This is a genomic window from Bacillus sp. FJAT-14266, from assembly GCF_001719225.1.
Classification (GTDB): Bacteria; Bacillota; Bacilli; order Bacillales; family Bacillaceae; genus Bacillus; species Bacillus subtilis.
Genome location: NZ_CP017072.1, coordinates 2,892,664 through 2,907,663 on the forward strand (window position 1 = coordinate 2,892,664; position 15,000 = coordinate 2,907,663).

17 protein-coding genes and 3 riboswitches are annotated in these 15,000 nt (G+C 44.6%); of the genes, 8 read left to right on the top strand and 9 right to left on the bottom strand.

Annotated features, from left to right (window positions below):
• Positions 1–14 precede the first annotated feature (14 nt).
• The 6 genes from BGM23_RS22310 to ykoG form a co-directional block, all read right to left on the bottom strand.
• A complete protein-coding gene (locus BGM23_RS22310) occupies positions 15–137 on the bottom strand; it encodes a hypothetical protein (RefSeq protein WP_032679111.1) in 123 nt (40 codons plus the stop codon).
• A 91-nt stretch (positions 138–228) separates the two neighbouring features.
• Positions 229–394, bottom strand: a riboswitch (M-box (ykoK) riboswitch).
• Positions 395–501: 107 nt separating this feature from the next.
• Positions 502–639: a transcriptional regulator SplA domain-containing protein gene (locus BGM23_RS14885; protein WP_003218541.1), complete on the bottom strand. Its 138-nt coding sequence runs from the start codon at positions 637–639 to the stop codon at positions 502–504.
• Between the two features lie 82 nt (positions 640–721).
• A complete protein-coding gene (locus BGM23_RS14890) occupies positions 722–1,234 on the bottom strand; it encodes a PepSY domain-containing protein (protein ID WP_014479606.1) in 513 nt (170 codons plus the stop codon).
• 91 nt (positions 1,235–1,325) lie between these two features.
• Complete coding sequence (locus tag BGM23_RS14895) at positions 1,326–2,006, bottom strand: PepSY domain-containing protein (RefSeq protein WP_017695084.1); 681 nt, start codon at positions 2,004–2,006, stop codon at positions 1,326–1,328.
• Positions 2,003–3,367: a two-component system sensor histidine kinase YkoH gene (ykoH, locus tag BGM23_RS14900; RefSeq protein ID WP_029727025.1), complete on the bottom strand. Its 1,365-nt coding sequence runs from the start codon at positions 3,365–3,367 to the stop codon at positions 2,003–2,005. Before ykoH ends, BGM23_RS14895 begins: the two co-directional genes overlap by 4 nt.
• A 3-nt stretch (positions 3,368–3,370) precedes the next feature.
• Positions 3,371–4,057 (bottom strand): two-component system response regulator YkoG, encoded by a 687-nt coding sequence (gene ykoG, locus BGM23_RS14905; protein ID WP_019712475.1) that lies wholly within the window; start codon positions 4,055–4,057, stop codon positions 3,371–3,373.
• Positions 4,058–4,158: 101 nt separating this feature from the next.
• Positions 4,159–4,271, top strand: a riboswitch (TPP riboswitch).
• Between the two features lie 95 nt (positions 4,272–4,366).
• On the opposite strand from ykoG, the gene thiU reads away from it, so the two are divergent.
• From thiU to thiX, 4 genes are read left to right on the top strand one after another with little or no spacing between them, the layout of a single operon-like run.
• The gene (gene thiU, locus BGM23_RS14910; RefSeq protein ID WP_019712474.1) at positions 4,367–4,969 is read left to right on the top strand and encodes an HMP/thiamine ABC transporter substrate-binding protein ThiU; all 603 of its coding nucleotides are present in this window, start codon (positions 4,367–4,369) and stop codon (positions 4,967–4,969) included.
• A gap of 1 nt (position 4,970) precedes the next feature.
• Positions 4,971–5,570 carry an ECF transporter S component gene (locus BGM23_RS14915; RefSeq protein WP_003232554.1) on the top strand — a complete coding sequence of 200 codons (600 nt, stop codon included), beginning with the start codon at positions 4,971–4,973 and terminating at the stop codon, positions 5,568–5,570.
• Complete coding sequence (locus BGM23_RS14920) at positions 5,557–7,200, top strand: ABC transporter ATP-binding protein (protein ID WP_029727026.1); 1,644 nt, start codon at positions 5,557–5,559, stop codon at positions 7,198–7,200. Before BGM23_RS14915 ends, BGM23_RS14920 begins: the two co-directional genes overlap by 14 nt.
• Positions 7,175–7,939, top strand: coding sequence for an HMP/thiamine ABC transporter permease ThiX (gene thiX / locus BGM23_RS14925; RefSeq protein WP_029727027.1), 765 nt, complete (start codon positions 7,175–7,177; stop codon positions 7,937–7,939). Before BGM23_RS14920 ends, thiX begins: the two co-directional genes overlap by 26 nt.
• A gap of 30 nt (positions 7,940–7,969) precedes the next feature.
• On the opposite strand, the gene rsbRB is transcribed toward thiX, so the two are convergent.
• Entirely contained in the window at positions 7,970–8,803 is an 834-nt protein-coding gene (gene rsbRB / locus BGM23_RS14930) for an RsbT co-antagonist RsbRB (protein ID WP_003232560.1), read from the bottom strand.
• A 222-nt stretch (positions 8,804–9,025) separates the two neighbouring features.
• Between rsbRB and isp the strand changes: the two genes are divergently transcribed.
• The 3 genes from isp (at position 9,026) to guaD (ending at position 13,332) form a co-directional block, all read left to right on the top strand.
• Entirely contained in the window at positions 9,026–9,985 is a 960-nt protein-coding gene (gene isp / locus BGM23_RS14935) for a serine protease Isp (protein WP_029946400.1), read from the top strand.
• Positions 9,986–10,117: 132 nt separating this feature from the next.
• Positions 10,118–10,273, top strand: a riboswitch (SAM riboswitch).
• A 127-nt stretch (positions 10,274–10,400) separates the two neighbouring features.
• Positions 10,401–12,689, top strand: coding sequence for a 5-methyltetrahydropteroyltriglutamate--homocysteine S-methyltransferase (gene metE, locus BGM23_RS14940; RefSeq protein ID WP_053581884.1), 2,289 nt, complete (start codon positions 10,401–10,403; stop codon positions 12,687–12,689).
• Positions 12,690–12,861: 172 nt separating this feature from the next.
• Positions 12,862–13,332, top strand: coding sequence for a guanine deaminase (guaD, locus tag BGM23_RS14945; RefSeq protein ID WP_003245084.1), 471 nt, complete (start codon positions 12,862–12,864; stop codon positions 13,330–13,332).
• Between the two features lie 130 nt (positions 13,333–13,462).
• Here guaD and BGM23_RS14950 read toward each other — a convergent pair whose 3' ends face one another.
• Positions 13,463–13,873, bottom strand: coding sequence for an organic hydroperoxide resistance protein OhrB (locus tag BGM23_RS14950; RefSeq protein WP_003232570.1), 411 nt, complete (start codon positions 13,871–13,873; stop codon positions 13,463–13,465).
• A 142-nt stretch (positions 13,874–14,015) separates the two neighbouring features.
• Here BGM23_RS14950 and ohrR point away from each other — a divergent pair, with 142 nt between their 5' ends.
• Positions 14,016–14,459, top strand: a complete 444-nt coding sequence (ohrR, locus tag BGM23_RS14955; protein ID WP_029727029.1) for an organic hydroperoxide resistance transcriptional regulator OhrR — start codon at positions 14,016–14,018, stop codon at positions 14,457–14,459.
• 30 nt (positions 14,460–14,489) lie between these two features.
• On the opposite strand, the gene BGM23_RS14960 is transcribed toward ohrR, so the two are convergent.
• Positions 14,490–14,915 carry an organic hydroperoxide resistance protein gene (locus BGM23_RS14960; protein ID WP_003232574.1) on the bottom strand — a complete coding sequence of 142 codons (426 nt, stop codon included), beginning with the start codon at positions 14,913–14,915 and terminating at the stop codon, positions 14,490–14,492.
• Positions 14,916–15,000: the final 85 nt, after the last annotated feature.

Genomic DNA, 15,000 nt, shown 5'->3' on the forward strand with positions numbered 1-15,000 from the left:
GACTCGTACCTCCTCTACGGAGACGTGCCGGCCCCACCAGAAGGTGCGGCAGTTCGTCTCCTCATCGTGTAATCAATTGTCTTGCTGTCATAGTATATGGGTACTTCTTCAGATTGACTCGAATGGGGAGAATCCATACTCCGCACCTCCTTTGATTGGTTTCGTTTTAAAGGCATAAAAAAAGCCTTCGGGATTGAAGGTGAAAGAAGCACGGCAAAAAAAGCGTGCGGGCGCCTTCAATCGTAGAGCTTTAGCACTGTATGGCATAGGACAAGCATCCAGCTGCATTAAAAATCACCTTATGTCGATGATTTCTGTTGACCCATTGGCGTCTTTGGACATTTTTGGGCAGCAGCGTATCTCCATACAGGAGCCTCACCTAACGAAGTTCCTAATTGAATTGACACACTGAGATTACAGAAAAAAACAAGCTGTGTCAACTCAAAAAAGTAATAAATGCGCTTACATCACAATTACGGAACAAAACAAGGGCCTAAGCCCTTATTCTGTTGTTTGTGTCTCGTCATCTTCAGAAAGCAAATGATACGTTTCATGAAGAAATAAGGCGTACTCTCCTTCCTTCGTCGGATGAGGGACATATTCAGCCTGATTGATGTATTGCTCCTCTTTCTTTTCCATGCGTTTCGCCTCCTTTTCTACTTAGATTGTCCAAAAGAAGGTTTCTTATCATGAAAAACCCCCGCTGCAGCGGGGGTTTTGATTAGTCATCTATCTCCTGTTTGATAATGCGTCCATCTTTTGCGGAAATTTCAAATTCTGTCTCAGTTCCTTGCTTCGTTTGGATTTCCATTTCATAGATGTAAGCACCGTCATCTTCGTCAAGCTTACTTTCTGTTACGGTTCCACCTGTTTGCTTTAAAGCAATTTCTTCAGCTTCTTCTTTGGTTATGGCGACTTGTTCTGCTTTCTCCTTTAACGGGTCATTAAGCGCTTGTTTTGTATGAATATCTACATAAACGTCGTAGTCTTCACCTTCTTTTTCAATCTCCACTTCATAGACTTCTTTGCCGTTGTAAAGGTCTCTGTCAATGTCTTCTACTGTGCCATCAACAACTGTTTTAGCAATTGCTTCTGCTTCTTGTTCAGTGAGTGCATCCGTCTTAGAAGAAGCCTGTCTGTTTTCATTGTTTTCTTTGGCAAACGCGTTGTAGCTGAATCCTCCGGCCGCTAGGCACCCTGCTAAAAGACCGACCATCCATTTTTTCTTGAGCATTTGTGAGTCCTCCTTTGTTTTGTATGAGTACAGTTTACACACTCAACATGAAAGGAAAACGAGAGCAAGATGAGAATTTGATGAGAAACCGTCAGTCTTCATACACAATGTTAGCTACCTTTCCTGTGTAGGCATTGATTTTCACTGTCGCTTCCTTATTATCAGGAAGATCAACGTCCACTTCAAAGATGAGAGTGCCCTCACTTTCTTCGAGATCTGCGTCATCCGCTGTTCCTCCCGTTTCTCGCTCAGCAATTGTTTTGGCTTCTTTTTTCGTAATCGGCGTTTTTTGTTGATCTTTGCTGCTGATTTGATCGGCAGACAAGACTGTTTTTGCCTGCATGTCTACCTTCACTTCGTATGTTTTCCCGTCTTCTTTTTGTATGGTATAAGTGGCAACTCGACTTTGTCGTGTTTGTTTTTTGACCGTTCCCGGCACCCGCTCAAGCGCGAGATGCTCGGCTTCTTTTTCTGTCATGGCAGATGGATTCACTGCTTTTACTCTATTCATTGAAAGAATGTCAGCCGATATTGCGTCTGCTTTTACAAAGTAAGTTCCCTTTTGATTTTCAAGCGTTATATCATATGTTTTTTTATCCTTTGATTGTGTTGCTTTCGTGACCTTGCCTTCATAAGAAGATTCGACTTTTTTTACGACAGTCTCCTTTGACAATACGTTCTCATGGGTTTGCCGAATGATGAGAAACGTACAGATGATGACAACTAAAATGGCTGCTGCGGCAAAAGATACTGTTTTTATTGTTTTAGTCATCGGCCTCCCCCATTCTGTTCGCTGAATTGCATGGTGACAGCTGTTCCTCGTCCCGGCTTGCTTTTGACAGACAGCTCAATGCCATGCTCATCGGCGATTTGCTTGGCAATGGAAAGGCCTAAACCCGTTCCGCCTGTTTTTCTGTTTCGTGCCTCATCTGCCCGGTAGAACCGTTCGAACAAATGCGGGATATGCTCCTCAGGTATTCCGATGCCTTCATCCCTCACTGACAGAAATGGCCGTCCATTCCTCGTTCCGGCTGACATCTCAATAGGCTTTTCACTATACTTTATTGCATTATCAAGCAAAATGGTCAACAGCTGCTTGATGCGTTCTTCATCAGCCTTTACAAGCAGGCTCTCTTTATCTGTTTCAAGCAATATGTCACGCTGATAAACGGACTGGAGCGTTTGCATAACCGCGCGCGCCGCTTTAATCAGATCGATTGTTTTCAGATCAACCTCGAGTCCTTGATGGCTTTTGGCCAGCGCCAAAAGCTGATTGGTCAGTTTTTTCATATGCACCGCTTCTGAGTGAATGGCTTCTATCGACTCATCAAGCACTTCCGGCTTTTTTGCCCCCCACCGCTTCATCAGGCTGCTGTAGCTTTCTATAATGGTGAGCGGCGTTTTCAATTCGTGTGAAGCATCTTGAACAAATTGCTGCTGTTTATCATAGTGCTCCTTCAGCATCATTGCCATTTCATTAAATGTCAGCCCCATTTGATACAATTCATCATTGGACTGTCCTTCTAAAGAAATCGTTTTAAATTCTTTGTCTCGCTGTATGTCTTTCATTGTGATCATTAATCGTCTGATCGGATTGATGATACGGCGGGCAAGCAAGCTGCCTGCAAAAAAAGAAGCAATGCAGACAGCAGCACTTGCAGCGATTAAGATGATTTTCAGCAGAAACAGACTCTCTTCTGTGTTCTCCAGCCTTTCAACCAGCTGAAGAGACACCACTTGTCCATCGGTCCAAATCACCGGAACAGCAGCCTCGGCAAACAGCTTGCCGTCATGTTTCCTCACATCTGCCGTTTCTCCGCTATGAAAAGAGAGAGGAAAATCTTTATAGGCTTTTTCTTTTGTGATCGTCATAACGGCTTTTTGATCACCATTCACTACACGCACCATGCCATTTGCCGGAAGATAGGCCTGCAGCATATCCTGCAAAGCCACTCCTTCTGTTTCAGCGGCACGCAGCGCTTCGGCAATGTTATCCGTCTCATCAGCAAGCCGGGCCGCATCCTTTGATGTCAGCGCAGACGAAAAAATGAGATATACTGCGGTATGAACCAAAATTAATAAAATCAACAGTGATAGCGAAGTGTATAGATGAATCTTGGTCTTCAGCTTCATCGTTTACCCCTTAATGGCATAGCCGACCCCGCGAATCGTATGGATCAGCTGTTTTTCGTAAGGATAGTCCAGTTTTTTTCTGATGTATCTTATGTAGACGTCCACGACATTGGTATCACCGATATAATCAAATCCCCATACCGAGCTTAGAATTTGCTCCCGTGTCAGCACTTGCTGCGGATGCTTTAGCATATAGACGAGCAGATCAAATTCCCGCGGCGTTAATTCCACCTCTTTGTCTCCGCGTCTCACTTCACGGGTTTTTTCGTTCACCCGCAAATCGTCATATGTAAGAAAGGTGCCGATATCTTCAGTTTTTGTTCCATTTTGTCGCAGCGCCGCCCTGATTCTCGCAAGCAATTCCTCGATTTCAAACGGCTTGGTGACATAGTCATTTGCACCGATGTCCAGACCTGTTACCTTATCAGGAATACTGTCTCGCGCCGTTAATAATATGACCGGTGTCTGCGAATCCGTTTTTCTCAAGCGGCGCAGCACTTCCAGTCCGCTAAGCCCCGGAAGCATGACATCAAGAAGCACCAAGGAATACCCGCCCTCCGCTGCCGCATCCAGACCTTCTGTGCCATTTTGTTTGATGGTGACGCTGTATCCTTCATATTCCAATTCAAGCTGAAGAACCCTGGCGATTTTTTCTTCATCTTCCACAATTAATATGTGTCCTTTTTCCAAATTTGATCATCCTCTCCCGTCCCTATTTGAAAAAAATGATTTCGTTGTTTACAAAATGATTCTTATCATCTATTATGATGTCAAAATAAAAAATTGTATACGGAAAGCACTAGGGGTGCTGTTTTGGCTGAGATAAAGCGCGAAAGAAACGCGCTTTGATCCCTTATGACCCGATCTGGATAATACCAGCGTGGGGAAGTGCAGGTTGACCGAATGGTGTATTTTTTGTGCGCTTAATCGATCTATGACTGCATATTCCCTTAGGATATGCAGTTTTTTATTTTACCAAAAAAACAGGAGGTCGGAGAAATGGAGCATATTTGCGGTACAAGCAGAATCGCCGGTTTTCGCTTCTCTTTATATCCGATGACGGATGATTTTATCAGTGTGATCAAGTCTGCGCTGAAAAAAACAGATACATCCAAGGTATGGACGAAAACCGACCATATCAGCACGGTGTTACGCGGATCGATTGATCATGTATTCGATGCTGCAAAAGCCATTTACCTTCATGCAGCAAACAGCGAAAAACACATCGTCATGAACGGCACGTTTTCCATTGGATGCCCGGGTGACACACAGGGGGATACATATCTTTCCAAAGGTGATAAGCGTGTCAATGAAGATGCTGTCCGAGGCTTGAAGGCGGAAGCGCCGTGCCAATTTGCCCTTTATCCAATGAACGAGCCGGATTATATGGGATTGATTAAAAAGGCGGTCGACATTGCAAAAGCCCGAGGCACTTTCGTACAGGGTGTCCATTACACGAGCGAGCTTGACGGGGATGCGCATGACGTATTCAGCACATTGGAAGCCGTTTTCCGCATGGCTGAGCAGCAAACAAACCACATCACCATGACTGTGAATCTTTCGGCTAACAGTCCATCAAGAAAAAACAGAAAGCAGGGATAAAATGAAAAGCTGGAAAGTAAAAGAAATTGTCATCATGTCCGTTATCAGTATCGTATTTGCCGTTGTTTATTTATTATTTACACATTTCGGAAACGTGCTTGCAGGTATGTTTGGGCCAATCGCCTATGAACCGATTTACGGCATTTGGTTTATCGTTTCTGTAATCGCCGCGTACATGATTCGAAAACCGGGTGCGGCGCTCGTTTCTGAAATCATTGCCGCTCTCGTTGAGTGCCTGCTGGGAAATCCGTCTGGCCCGATGGTCATCGTCATTGGCATTGTTCAAGGGCTCGGGGCTGAGGCTGTATTTCTTGCAACACGCTGGAAAGCATACTCTCTCCCTGTCCTTATGCTGGCCGGTATGGGGTCTTCAGTAGCCAGCTTTATCTATGATCTCTTTGTTTCTGGCTATGCAGCCTATTCACCAGGTTATCTGCTCATTATGCTTGTGATCCGTCTCATTTCCGGCGCGCTTTTGGCGGGGCTTCTCGGAAAAGCTGTCAGCGACTCTCTCGCTTATACAGGTGTGTTAAACGGAATGGCACTCGGAAAGGAACTGAAAAAGAAACGGAAGCGGGCGTCAGAACATGCAAGCCTTTGATGAGCTTCTGACGGTTGAGCAGCTCAGCTTCTCTTATGAAGAAGACGAGAAACCGGTTTTTCAAGACATTTCGTTTGGGCTTCAAAAAGGAGAATGTGTTTTATTATTAGGACCGAGCGGATGCGGTAAAAGCTCGCTCGCCCTTTGTTTAAACGGTCTATATCCGGAGGCTTGCGACGGCATTCAGTCCGGACATGTCTTTCTATTTCAAAAGCCGGTCACAGATGCTGAAACCTCCGAAACGATTGCTCAGCATGCCGGGGTCGTTTTTCAGGATCCTGATCAGCAGTTCTGCATGCTGACGGTGGAGGACGAAATTGCGTTCGGGCTGGAAAATCTGCAAATTCCAAAAGAAGCAATGACAGAGAAAATCAACGCCGTATTAGAAAAATTACGCATTACCCATTTAAAAGAAAAAATGATCTCAACCCTTTCAGGAGGACAAAAGCAGAAAGTGGCTCTCGCCTGTATTTTGGCGATGGAGCCTGAGCTTATTATTTTAGATGAGCCGACCTCTCTTTTAGACCCTTTCTCAGCGCGGGAGTTCGTTCATCTGATGAAAGATCTTCAGCGGGAAAAAGGTTTCAGCCTCCTCGTCATTGAGCACCAGCTTGATGAATGGGCGCCTTGGATTGAGAGAACGATCGTACTCGACAAATCAGGCAAAAAGGCGCTGGATGGCCTGACGAAAAATCTATTTCAGCATGAAGCGGAAACACTAAAGAAATTGGGCATCCCCATTCCAAAGGTCTGTCATCTGCAGAAAAAGCTGAGGATGCCGTTTACTTTATCAAAAGAGATGCTGTTCAAAGAGCCTATTCCTGCCGGGCATGTCAAAAAGAAGAAAGCCCCTTCTGGGGAGAGTGTGCTTGAAGTCAGCAGCCTTTCGTTCGCGAGAGGACAGCAGGCGATTTTCAATGACATCAGCTTTTCGTTGCGCGAAGGCTCCTTAACGGCGCTTGTCGGTCCGAACGGCACTGGAAAATCGACGCTCTTATCAGTTCTGGCCCGTCTCATGAAACCGCAAAGCGGCAAAATCCTTCTTTATGACCAGCCGCTGCAGAAATATAAAGAAAAAGAATTGCGTAAACGGATGGGATTTGTTTTTCAAAACCCTGAGCATCAATTCGTCACCGATACGGTGTATGACGAGCTTCTGTTCGGCCAGAAAGCAAATGCTGAAACTGAGAAAAAAGCGCAACACCTGCTGCAGCGTTTTGGTCTTGCGCATTTGGCTGATCATCATCCGTTTGCGATCAGCCAAGGGCAAAAACGGCGACTGAGCGTTGCTACTATGCTCATGCATGACGTAAAGGTTTTATTATTAGACGAACCAACCTTTGGCCAGGATGCCCGCACGGCGGCTGAATGCATGGAAATGATTCAGCGTATCAAGGCAGAGGGAACCGCTGTCCTTATGATTACACACGATATGGAGCTAGTCTCTTCGTATGCTGACAGCGTGCTTGTGCTTCACGATACAGGCCTGGCCTTTGACGGATCTCCAGCGCAGTTGTTTTCTCAAGAAACAGGGCTTGTTCAAAAAGCAAAGCTCACCCTTCCCCTTCTATATGAATGGATGGCATTTCAAGAGGAGGTGCGTGATGAAGCAGCCGTTACATCTCATTAATCCGACTGTGAAAGCGGCGGCGGTTTTTTGTTGTGTCGTCATGCTGTCGTTTATTTACAACCCATACACTCCGGCATGTTTTTATATCATCATCGTTGCGGGCGTTCTACTGGCGGCCGGAATCCCATTGAAAAAATGGTTGTTGTTTACGATTCCGTTTTTGATTTTAGCATTCGGATGCGTGTGGACAGCCGCAGTTTTTGGAAAAGTGCCGACAACACCGGATAATTTTTTGTTTCAAGCAGGCCCTATCTCAATTAACAGCGATAATGTGTCTGTCGGCATCTCTCTCGGGTTTCGTATTTTATGCTTTTCCGCCTTATCGATGATGTTTGTTTTTACAACCGATCCGATTTTATTTATGCTGAGCCTTGTCCAGCAGTGCAGGCTCTCACCAAAGCTCGCGTACGGTGTCATTGCAGGCTTTCGCTTTCTTCCGCTGTTAAAGGATGAGATCCAGCTGATTCAGCAGGCTCATAAAATCAGAGGAGGAGCGGCGGAGAGCGGCATCATGAATAAAATCAGTGCGTTAAAACGATATACCATACCGCTATTGGCAAGCGCCATCAGAAAAGCGGAACGGACAGCGCTTGCGATGGAATCGAAAGGTTTTACAGGAAGCAGAAACCGGACATATTATAGGAAATTGAGCGTGAACCGGCGCGACTGGGTGTTCTTTTGCCTCGTCCTCTTATTATTCGCGGGATCCTTTCTCGTATCTTTATGTTTCGCATCATAAAAAATCCGCTATCACAGATAGCGGATTTTTTTATTGATGATAGTTTAATGCTTGGGCAAGGTTGGTTTTAATGGTAATATTCGAAAAGTCAATCCCCAGCTGTACAGCAGTTTGCGCAATTTCAGGCCTGATTCCTGACAGGGTTGACCGGACACCGATCAGATTAAGCGCCTCAATCAATTTAAAGATCTGGTGCGCCACCATCGTATCCACCACAACAACACCTGACAGATCGATTAACAGATGCTCCACACGTCTTTTCGCACAAGCTTGAAGCGTGTTTTCCAGAATAAACTTCGCCCGTTCGGTATCAATGTCACCGACAAGGGGCAGCAAAGCTGTTGATTTGCTCAGGGTAATGACAGGTGAGCTTAATTCCAATATCATTTCTCTTTGGGCGTTTAATTGCTGCTTGGCATTCATTTCAGCGTGATCAACGAATGTATAAATGGTGAAATCAAATACTTTTACAATCAAATCTGCCCATTTTTGCTTCTCTCCCGGTTCAAACGCTGATTCATTTTCTTCTGCGAACTTCTCAAAATACTTCGTATATAATCTCCTGTTTCTCATAAACTCCCGAATGACATACTGAACCGGTGTGTCGAGATGTTTTTGATCGTTGGTCAGCTCAATGACCCACTCTTGAAACTCTTCGAGAAATTGTTTTTCCGGTAAAACATACATGTAATTCAGATGCCGGTAAAATTCTCTGTCCTGCTCTTTCAATTCTTCCGTTACTGTTGCATTATGTAGGGCGTAAAGCGAATTCGGATCACTTTCCTCCATCGTTTCAATCCATTCCTCGGCCATTTGTTCCACATGCTCTGAAAAAAATGCATATAATTTTTCATTCAGTTTCATGACACTGCTCCTTTCCCCAACACTATTATAACTTGACTTACAGTTGAATCCCAGTCATACACGCCGAAGCCATCCAATATTTTGAAAATTACTAATTCTTTGGTGTGTATCCTATTTTTTCAAAATGCTTCAAATGGCTCTGTCCGAGCGCTTGTTTTTTTCATATAATATGAGGCAACACCCTTGAATCCACTTGCAAGCATAAAAAAGGAGGGCTTTTTTATGAATGGTGAAATCCGCTTGATCCCGTATGTGACGAATGAGAAGATCATGGATGTAAACGAGCTTCCTGAGGGCATTAAAGTGATTAAGGCGCCAGAAATGTGGGCAAAAGGGGTAAAAGGCAAAAATATTAAAGTTGCTGTATTAGACACGGGCTGCGACACAAGCCACCCTGATTTAAAAAATCAAATCATCGGCGGAAAGAACTTCACGGATGACGACGGCGGCAAGGAAGATGCGATTTCCGACTACAACGGACACGGCACACACGTCGCCGGAACGATTGCAGCTAATGATTCAAACGGAGGCATTGCCGGAGTCGCGCCTGAGGCAAGCCTATTGATTGTGAAGGTTCTTGGCGGCGAGAACGGCAGCGGACAATACGAATGGATAATCAACGGCATCAACTACGCGGTGGAACAGAAAGTCGACATCATCTCAATGTCCCTTGGAGGGCCAAGCGATGTGCCAGAGCTGGAAGAAGCAGTGAAAAACGCAGTCAAAAACGGAGTGCTTGTCGTTTGTGCAGCGGGAAATGAGGGTGACGGCGACGAACGCACAGAAGAGCTTTCCTACCCCGCAGCTTATAACGAAGTCATTGCAGTTGGATCTGTTTCAGTAGCACGAGAATTATCAGAATTTTCTAACGCAAATAAAGAGATTGACCTTGTGGCACCAGGAGAAAACATCTTATCCACCCTTCCCAACAAGAAGTACGGTAAGCTGACCGGCACTTCAATGGCTGCCCCTCATGTCAGCGGTGCGCTTGCTTTAATCAAAAGCTATGAAGAAGAATCATTTCAAAGAAAGCTTTCTGAATCTGAGGTTTTCGCACAGCTAATCCGCAGGACACTTCCTCTTGATATTGCAAAAACGCTGGCAGGCAATGGATTCCTGTATTTAACAGCTCCTGATGAGCTCGCAGAAAAAGCAGAGCAATCACATTTGTTGACCCTATAAGATTATTTTTCTTATATAATATACGCCACATCATGTAAATAAAAATTTCAAATTCTATGTTGACAATGAATTTGAATTACTGTTAAGATTACCAACAAATGATTCAACTTTTCAAAAAATTAATAACATTTTCTCTTATCGAGAGTTGGGCGAGGGATTGGCCTTTTGACCCCAACAGCAACCGACCGTAATACCATTGTGAAATGGGGCGCACTGCTTTTCGCGCCGAGACTGATGTCTCATAGGGCACGGTGCTAATTCCATCAGATTGTGTCTGAGAGATGAGAGAGGCAGTGTTTTACGTAGAAAAGCCTCTTTCTCTCATGGGAAAGAGGCTTTTTGTTGTGAGAAAACCTCTTAGCAGCCTGTATCCGCGGGTGAAAGAGAGTGTTTTACATATAAAGGAGGAGAAACAATGACAACCATCAAAACATCGAATTTAGGATTTCCGAGAATCGGACTGAACCGGGAATGGAAAAAAGCACTTGAAGCGTATTGGAAAGGCAGTACTGATAAAGATACGTTTTTGAAGCATATCGACGAACTATTTTTATCCGCAGTAAAAACACAAATTGACCAGCAGATTGATGTTGTGCCTGTTTCTGATTTCACACAGTATGACCATGTACTCGACACAGCAGTCAGCTTCAACTGGATCCCGAAACGGTTCAGACATTTGACTGACGCTACCGATACATACTTCGCTATCGCCCGCGGAATCAAAGACGCTGTATCTAGTGAAATGACAAAATGGTTTAATACAAATTACCATTACATCGTTCCGGAATATGACGAGAGCATTGAGTTCCGTCTGACAAGAAACAAACAACTCGAAGATTATCGCCGGATCAAACAGGAGTACGGTGTGGAAACAAAGCCTGTGATTGTCGGCCCTTATACGTTCGTTACGCTTGCTAAAGGCTATGAACCGTCTGAAGCAAAAGCGATCCAAAAACGCCTTGTGCCATTATATGTACAGCTTTTGAAAGAGCTTGAAGAAGAAGGCGTAAAATGGGTTCAAATCGATGAGCCGGCGCTCGTTACTGCCTCTAGTGAAGATGTCCGCGGCGCAAAAGAATTATTTGAAAGCATTACAAGTGAGCTTTCATCCTTGAATGTGCTTTTGCAGACGTATTTTGATTCTGTTGATGCTTATGAAGAGCTGATCTCTTACCCGGTTCAGGGAATTGGCCTTGATTTCGTTCACGACAAAGGCAGAAACCTGGAACAGCTTAAAACACATGGCTTTCCGACAGACAAAGTGCTGGCAGCCGGCGTTATCGACGGACGCAACATTTGGAAAGCGGACCTTGAAGAGCGTCTCGATGCCGTTCTTGATATTCTCAGCATTGCAAAAGTTGATGAACTGTGGATTCAGCCTTCCAGCAGCCTGCTGCATGTTCCAGTAGCGAAACACCCTGATGAGCATTTGGAAAAAGACCTATTGAACGGATTATCCTACGCAAAAGAGAAGCTGGCCGAGCTGACAGCTTTGAAAGAAGGTTTAGTATCAGGAAAAGCGGCGATCAGCGAAGAGATTCAGCAGGCTAAGGCTGATATCCAGGCGCTTAAACAGTTTGCAACAGGCGCCAATTCTGAACAAAAGAAAGAGCTTGAGCAATTAACTGATAAAGACTTCAAGCGTCCGATTCCGTTTGAAGAACGTTTAGCCCTGCAAAATGAATCTCTCGGCCTTCCGCTTTTGCCGACGACAACGATCGGCAGCTTCCCGCAGTCTGCTGAAGTGCGGAGCGCACGCCAAAAATGGCGGAAAGCTGAGTGGTCCGATGAACAGTATCAAAACTTTATCAATGCGGAAACAAAAAGATGGATTGATATTCAGGAAGAATTGGAGCTTGATGTCCTTGTTCACGGCGAATTTGAACGGACAGACATGGTCGAATACTTCGGTGAAAAGCTGGCCGGTTTCGCCTTCACTAAATATGCCTGGGTTCAATCATACGGCTCACGCTGTGTCCGCCCGCCAGTCATTTACGGAGATGTTGAATTTATTGAACCGATGACAGTGAAAGACACAGTCTACGCACAGTCATTGACTTCCAAGCATGTGAAAGGAATGCTGACGGGCCCGGTTACAATCTTAAACTGGTCTTTCCCTCGAAACGACATCTCGAGGAAAGAAATCGCCTTCCAAATCGGGCTTGCCCTTCGCAAAGAAGTTAAAGCGCTTGAAGACGCAGGCATTCAAATCATTCAAGTCGATGAACCAGCGCTGCGTGAAGGCCTTCCATTGAAAACCCGCGATTGGGATGAGTATTTGACTTGGGCGGCAGAAGCTTTCAGATTAACCACTTCTTCCGTGAAAAACGATACACAAATTCATACACATATGTGCTACAGCAACTTCGAAGATATCGTTGATACAATCAATGATCTTGATGCCGATGTGATTACAATCGAACATAGCAGAAGCCACGGAGGATTTTTAGATTACTTAAAAAACCACCCGTATTTGAAAGGGCTTGGCCTTGGTGTATATGACATTCACAGCCCTCGTGTGCCGTCAACTGAAGAAATGTACAATATTATCGTTGATGCGCTTGCCGTCTGTCCGACTGACCGCTTCTGGGTAAATCCGGACTGCGGATTGAAAACAAGACAGCAGGAAGAAACGGTTGCAGCATTGAAAAACATGGTTGAAGCCGCAAAACAGGCAAGAGCACAGCAGACACAGCTAGTATAATTTGAAAAAACCATCTGCATTTGGCAGATGGTTTTTTTCTATAATACAGCCACAATCGGTTTCTTATTTAGCAAATCCCCCAATTACTTTGTTTATTTTGCACTTTTTTAAGAATGTTCTTTGCATTCTTTTCGGCTATACTAATAACACTCTATTGACAGGAGGGATTGGGATGAATCATGAAACGTTCTTAAAACGGGCTGTCACTCTCGCATGTGAAGGAGTGAATGCAGGAATCGGCGGGCCTTTTGGAGCCGTTATCGTGAAAGACGGAGCCATTATTGCAGAGGGACAGAACAACGTCACAACAAGCAATGATCCGACTGCCCACGCGGAAGTCACAGCTATTCGGAAAGCCTGTAAGGTGCTAGGAGCCTACCAGCTTGATGACTGCATTTTGTATACGAGCTGTGAACCATGCCCAATGTGCTTGGGCGCCATCTACTGGGCCCGGCCTAAAGCCGTTTTCTATGCAGCTGAGCACACAGACGCTGCCGAAGCCGGGTTTGATGATTCATTCATTTATAAAGAAATTGATAAACCTGCTGAAGAAAGAACGATCCCCTTTTATCAAGTGACACTAACAGAGCATTTATCCCCGTTTCAAGCATGGCGGAACTTCGCCAATAAGAAAGAATATTAAAAGGATCAGGCATGCACGGCCTGATCCTTTTAATATTCTCCAAATTCTGAATCCATCTATACTACAGTTTTCACACCTCGACCCGCTCCGACACCAAAAAACATCCTGAGAACACTCAGGATGCCGATCATTATTTTAATTCTAGTTTTACATCAACATTTCCTCTGGTTGCCTTTGAGTAAGGACAGAATTCATGAGCGGCGTTGACAAGCTCTTGTGCCTTTTCCCGATCTAAATCTTTCGTGTTCACAACAAGTGTGACACCGATTTTAAAGCCGCCGTCGCTCTCATCCTTCATGAGGCTGACCTGCCCTTCAATCTCCGAATCAATTTCGATATTCTGCTCTTTGGCTACGTGTTCGAGCGCGCCGCCAAAGCATGCAGCATACCCTGCCGCAAAGAGCTGTTCCGGATTTGTGCCGGTTTGTCCTTCTTTTTTGGCATTTGGCATGACAATATCAAAATCAAGAACACCGTCATCTGATGTAATATGTCCTGCCCGTCCGCCTCGCGCGGTTACTTTTGCTGTAAATAGTGCCATATTTCCCAACCTCCTTATTTGTATCTAGTTGTTATATTTCCCTTTCTGATCTTTTTAAACATGCTATGTTTGCCGAGAATAGGAAAAGTGAGGTTTTTCAGATACAATAGAATCGAATGACAAAAAAGAGTTGGTGAACAAAATGGAAAATAAATTTGATCATATGAAATTGGAGAATCAGCTTTGTTTTTTGCTATATGCGAGTTCGCGGGAAATGACAAAGCAATACAAGCCGCTGCTTGATAAGCTGAATATAACATACCCTCAATATTTGGCTTTGCTTTTGTTATGGGAACATGAAACGCTTACTGTCAAAAAAATGGGCGAACAGCTGTATTTAGATTCAGGGACGCTCACTCCGATGCTTAAACGAATGGAACATCAGGGTTTGATTACGAGAAAAAGATCTGAAGAGGATGAGCGGTCCGTGTTGATCAGCCTGACAGAGGACGGAGCGTTATTAAAAGAAAAAGCGGTTGACATTCCAGAGACAATTCTGGGGCTCTCAAAGCAGTCTGGGGAGGATCTCAAACAGTTAAAATCCGCTCTATATACATTGCTGGAAACACTTCATCAAAAAAATTGAGGATGCCTTGTACAGGCATCCTCTTTTTATTTATTCAGCAACTTCAAGTGTCACATCAATATTTCCGGAGGTTGCTTTTGAGTACGGGCAGACGCCGTGCGCTTTTTTCACAAGCGCCTCCAATTCTGATGCACTGACTCCTTCTCCTTTTACTTGCAGCGTCACACCCAGCTTATAGCCCTGGTCCGCTTCATCCTTTAACAGGCTAACATTCGCTGTAACCTCTGTCTCTACTTTTACCCGTTCTGTTCTTGCGACAAGCTGCAGGGCGCTGTCAAAGCAAGCTGCATAACCTGCTGCAAACAGCTGCTCTGGATTTGTCGCTTTTTCTAATTTCTTGGCTCTCGGTGTCCCCGGCATTGCGACATCAAGCTCAAGAACGCGGTCTGATGAAATGACCTTTCCTTCTCTTCCTCCTACCGCTGAAACAGTTGCTGTAAATAATGGCTGACTCATTTTTCATTCCCCCAATATATTTTATACAATTAAATTGTACACAATTAAATTTGAAATGTCAATTTTTCTCGTATAAAAAAGCTTA

Excerpts from the sequence above, each read along its gene's own strand:
- isp (WP_029946400.1), top strand. The coding sequence starts at position 9,026 with ATGAATGGTGAAATCCGCTTGATCCCGTATGTGACGAATGAGAAGATC.
- rsbRB (WP_003232560.1), bottom strand. The coding sequence starts at position 8,803 with ATGAAACTGAATGAAAAATTATATGCATTTTTTTCAGAGCATGTGGAA.
- ykoH (WP_029727025.1), bottom strand. The coding sequence starts at position 3,367 with ATGAAGCTGAAGACCAAGATTCATCTATACACTTCGCTATCACTGTTG.
- BGM23_RS14920 (WP_029727026.1), top strand. The coding sequence starts at position 5,557 with ATGCAAGCCTTTGATGAGCTTCTGACGGTTGAGCAGCTCAGCTTCTCT.
- BGM23_RS14885 (WP_003218541.1), bottom strand. The coding sequence starts at position 639 with ATGGAAAAGAAAGAGGAGCAATACATCAATCAGGCTGAATATGTCCCT.
- ohrR (WP_029727029.1), top strand. The coding sequence starts at position 14,016 with ATGGAAAATAAATTTGATCATATGAAATTGGAGAATCAGCTTTGTTTT.
- BGM23_RS14890 (WP_014479606.1), bottom strand. The coding sequence starts at position 1,234 with ATGCTCAAGAAAAAATGGATGGTCGGTCTTTTAGCAGGGTGCCTAGCG.
- metE (WP_053581884.1), top strand. The coding sequence starts at position 10,401 with ATGACAACCATCAAAACATCGAATTTAGGATTTCCGAGAATCGGACTG.
- BGM23_RS22310 (WP_032679111.1), bottom strand. The coding sequence starts at position 137 with ATGGATTCTCCCCATTCGAGTCAATCTGAAGAAGTACCCATATACTAT.
- BGM23_RS14915 (WP_003232554.1), top strand. The coding sequence starts at position 4,971 with ATGAAAAGCTGGAAAGTAAAAGAAATTGTCATCATGTCCGTTATCAGT.
- BGM23_RS14950 (WP_003232570.1), bottom strand. The coding sequence starts at position 13,873 with ATGGCACTATTTACAGCAAAAGTAACCGCGCGAGGCGGACGGGCAGGA.
- thiX (WP_029727027.1), top strand. The coding sequence starts at position 7,175 with ATGAAGCAGCCGTTACATCTCATTAATCCGACTGTGAAAGCGGCGGCG.
- BGM23_RS14960 (WP_003232574.1), bottom strand. The coding sequence starts at position 14,915 with ATGAGTCAGCCATTATTTACAGCAACTGTTTCAGCGGTAGGAGGAAGA.
- BGM23_RS14895 (WP_017695084.1), bottom strand. The coding sequence starts at position 2,006 with ATGACTAAAACAATAAAAACAGTATCTTTTGCCGCAGCAGCCATTTTA.
- thiU (WP_019712474.1), top strand. The coding sequence starts at position 4,367 with ATGGAGCATATTTGCGGTACAAGCAGAATCGCCGGTTTTCGCTTCTCT.
- guaD (WP_003245084.1), top strand. The coding sequence starts at position 12,862 with ATGAATCATGAAACGTTCTTAAAACGGGCTGTCACTCTCGCATGTGAA.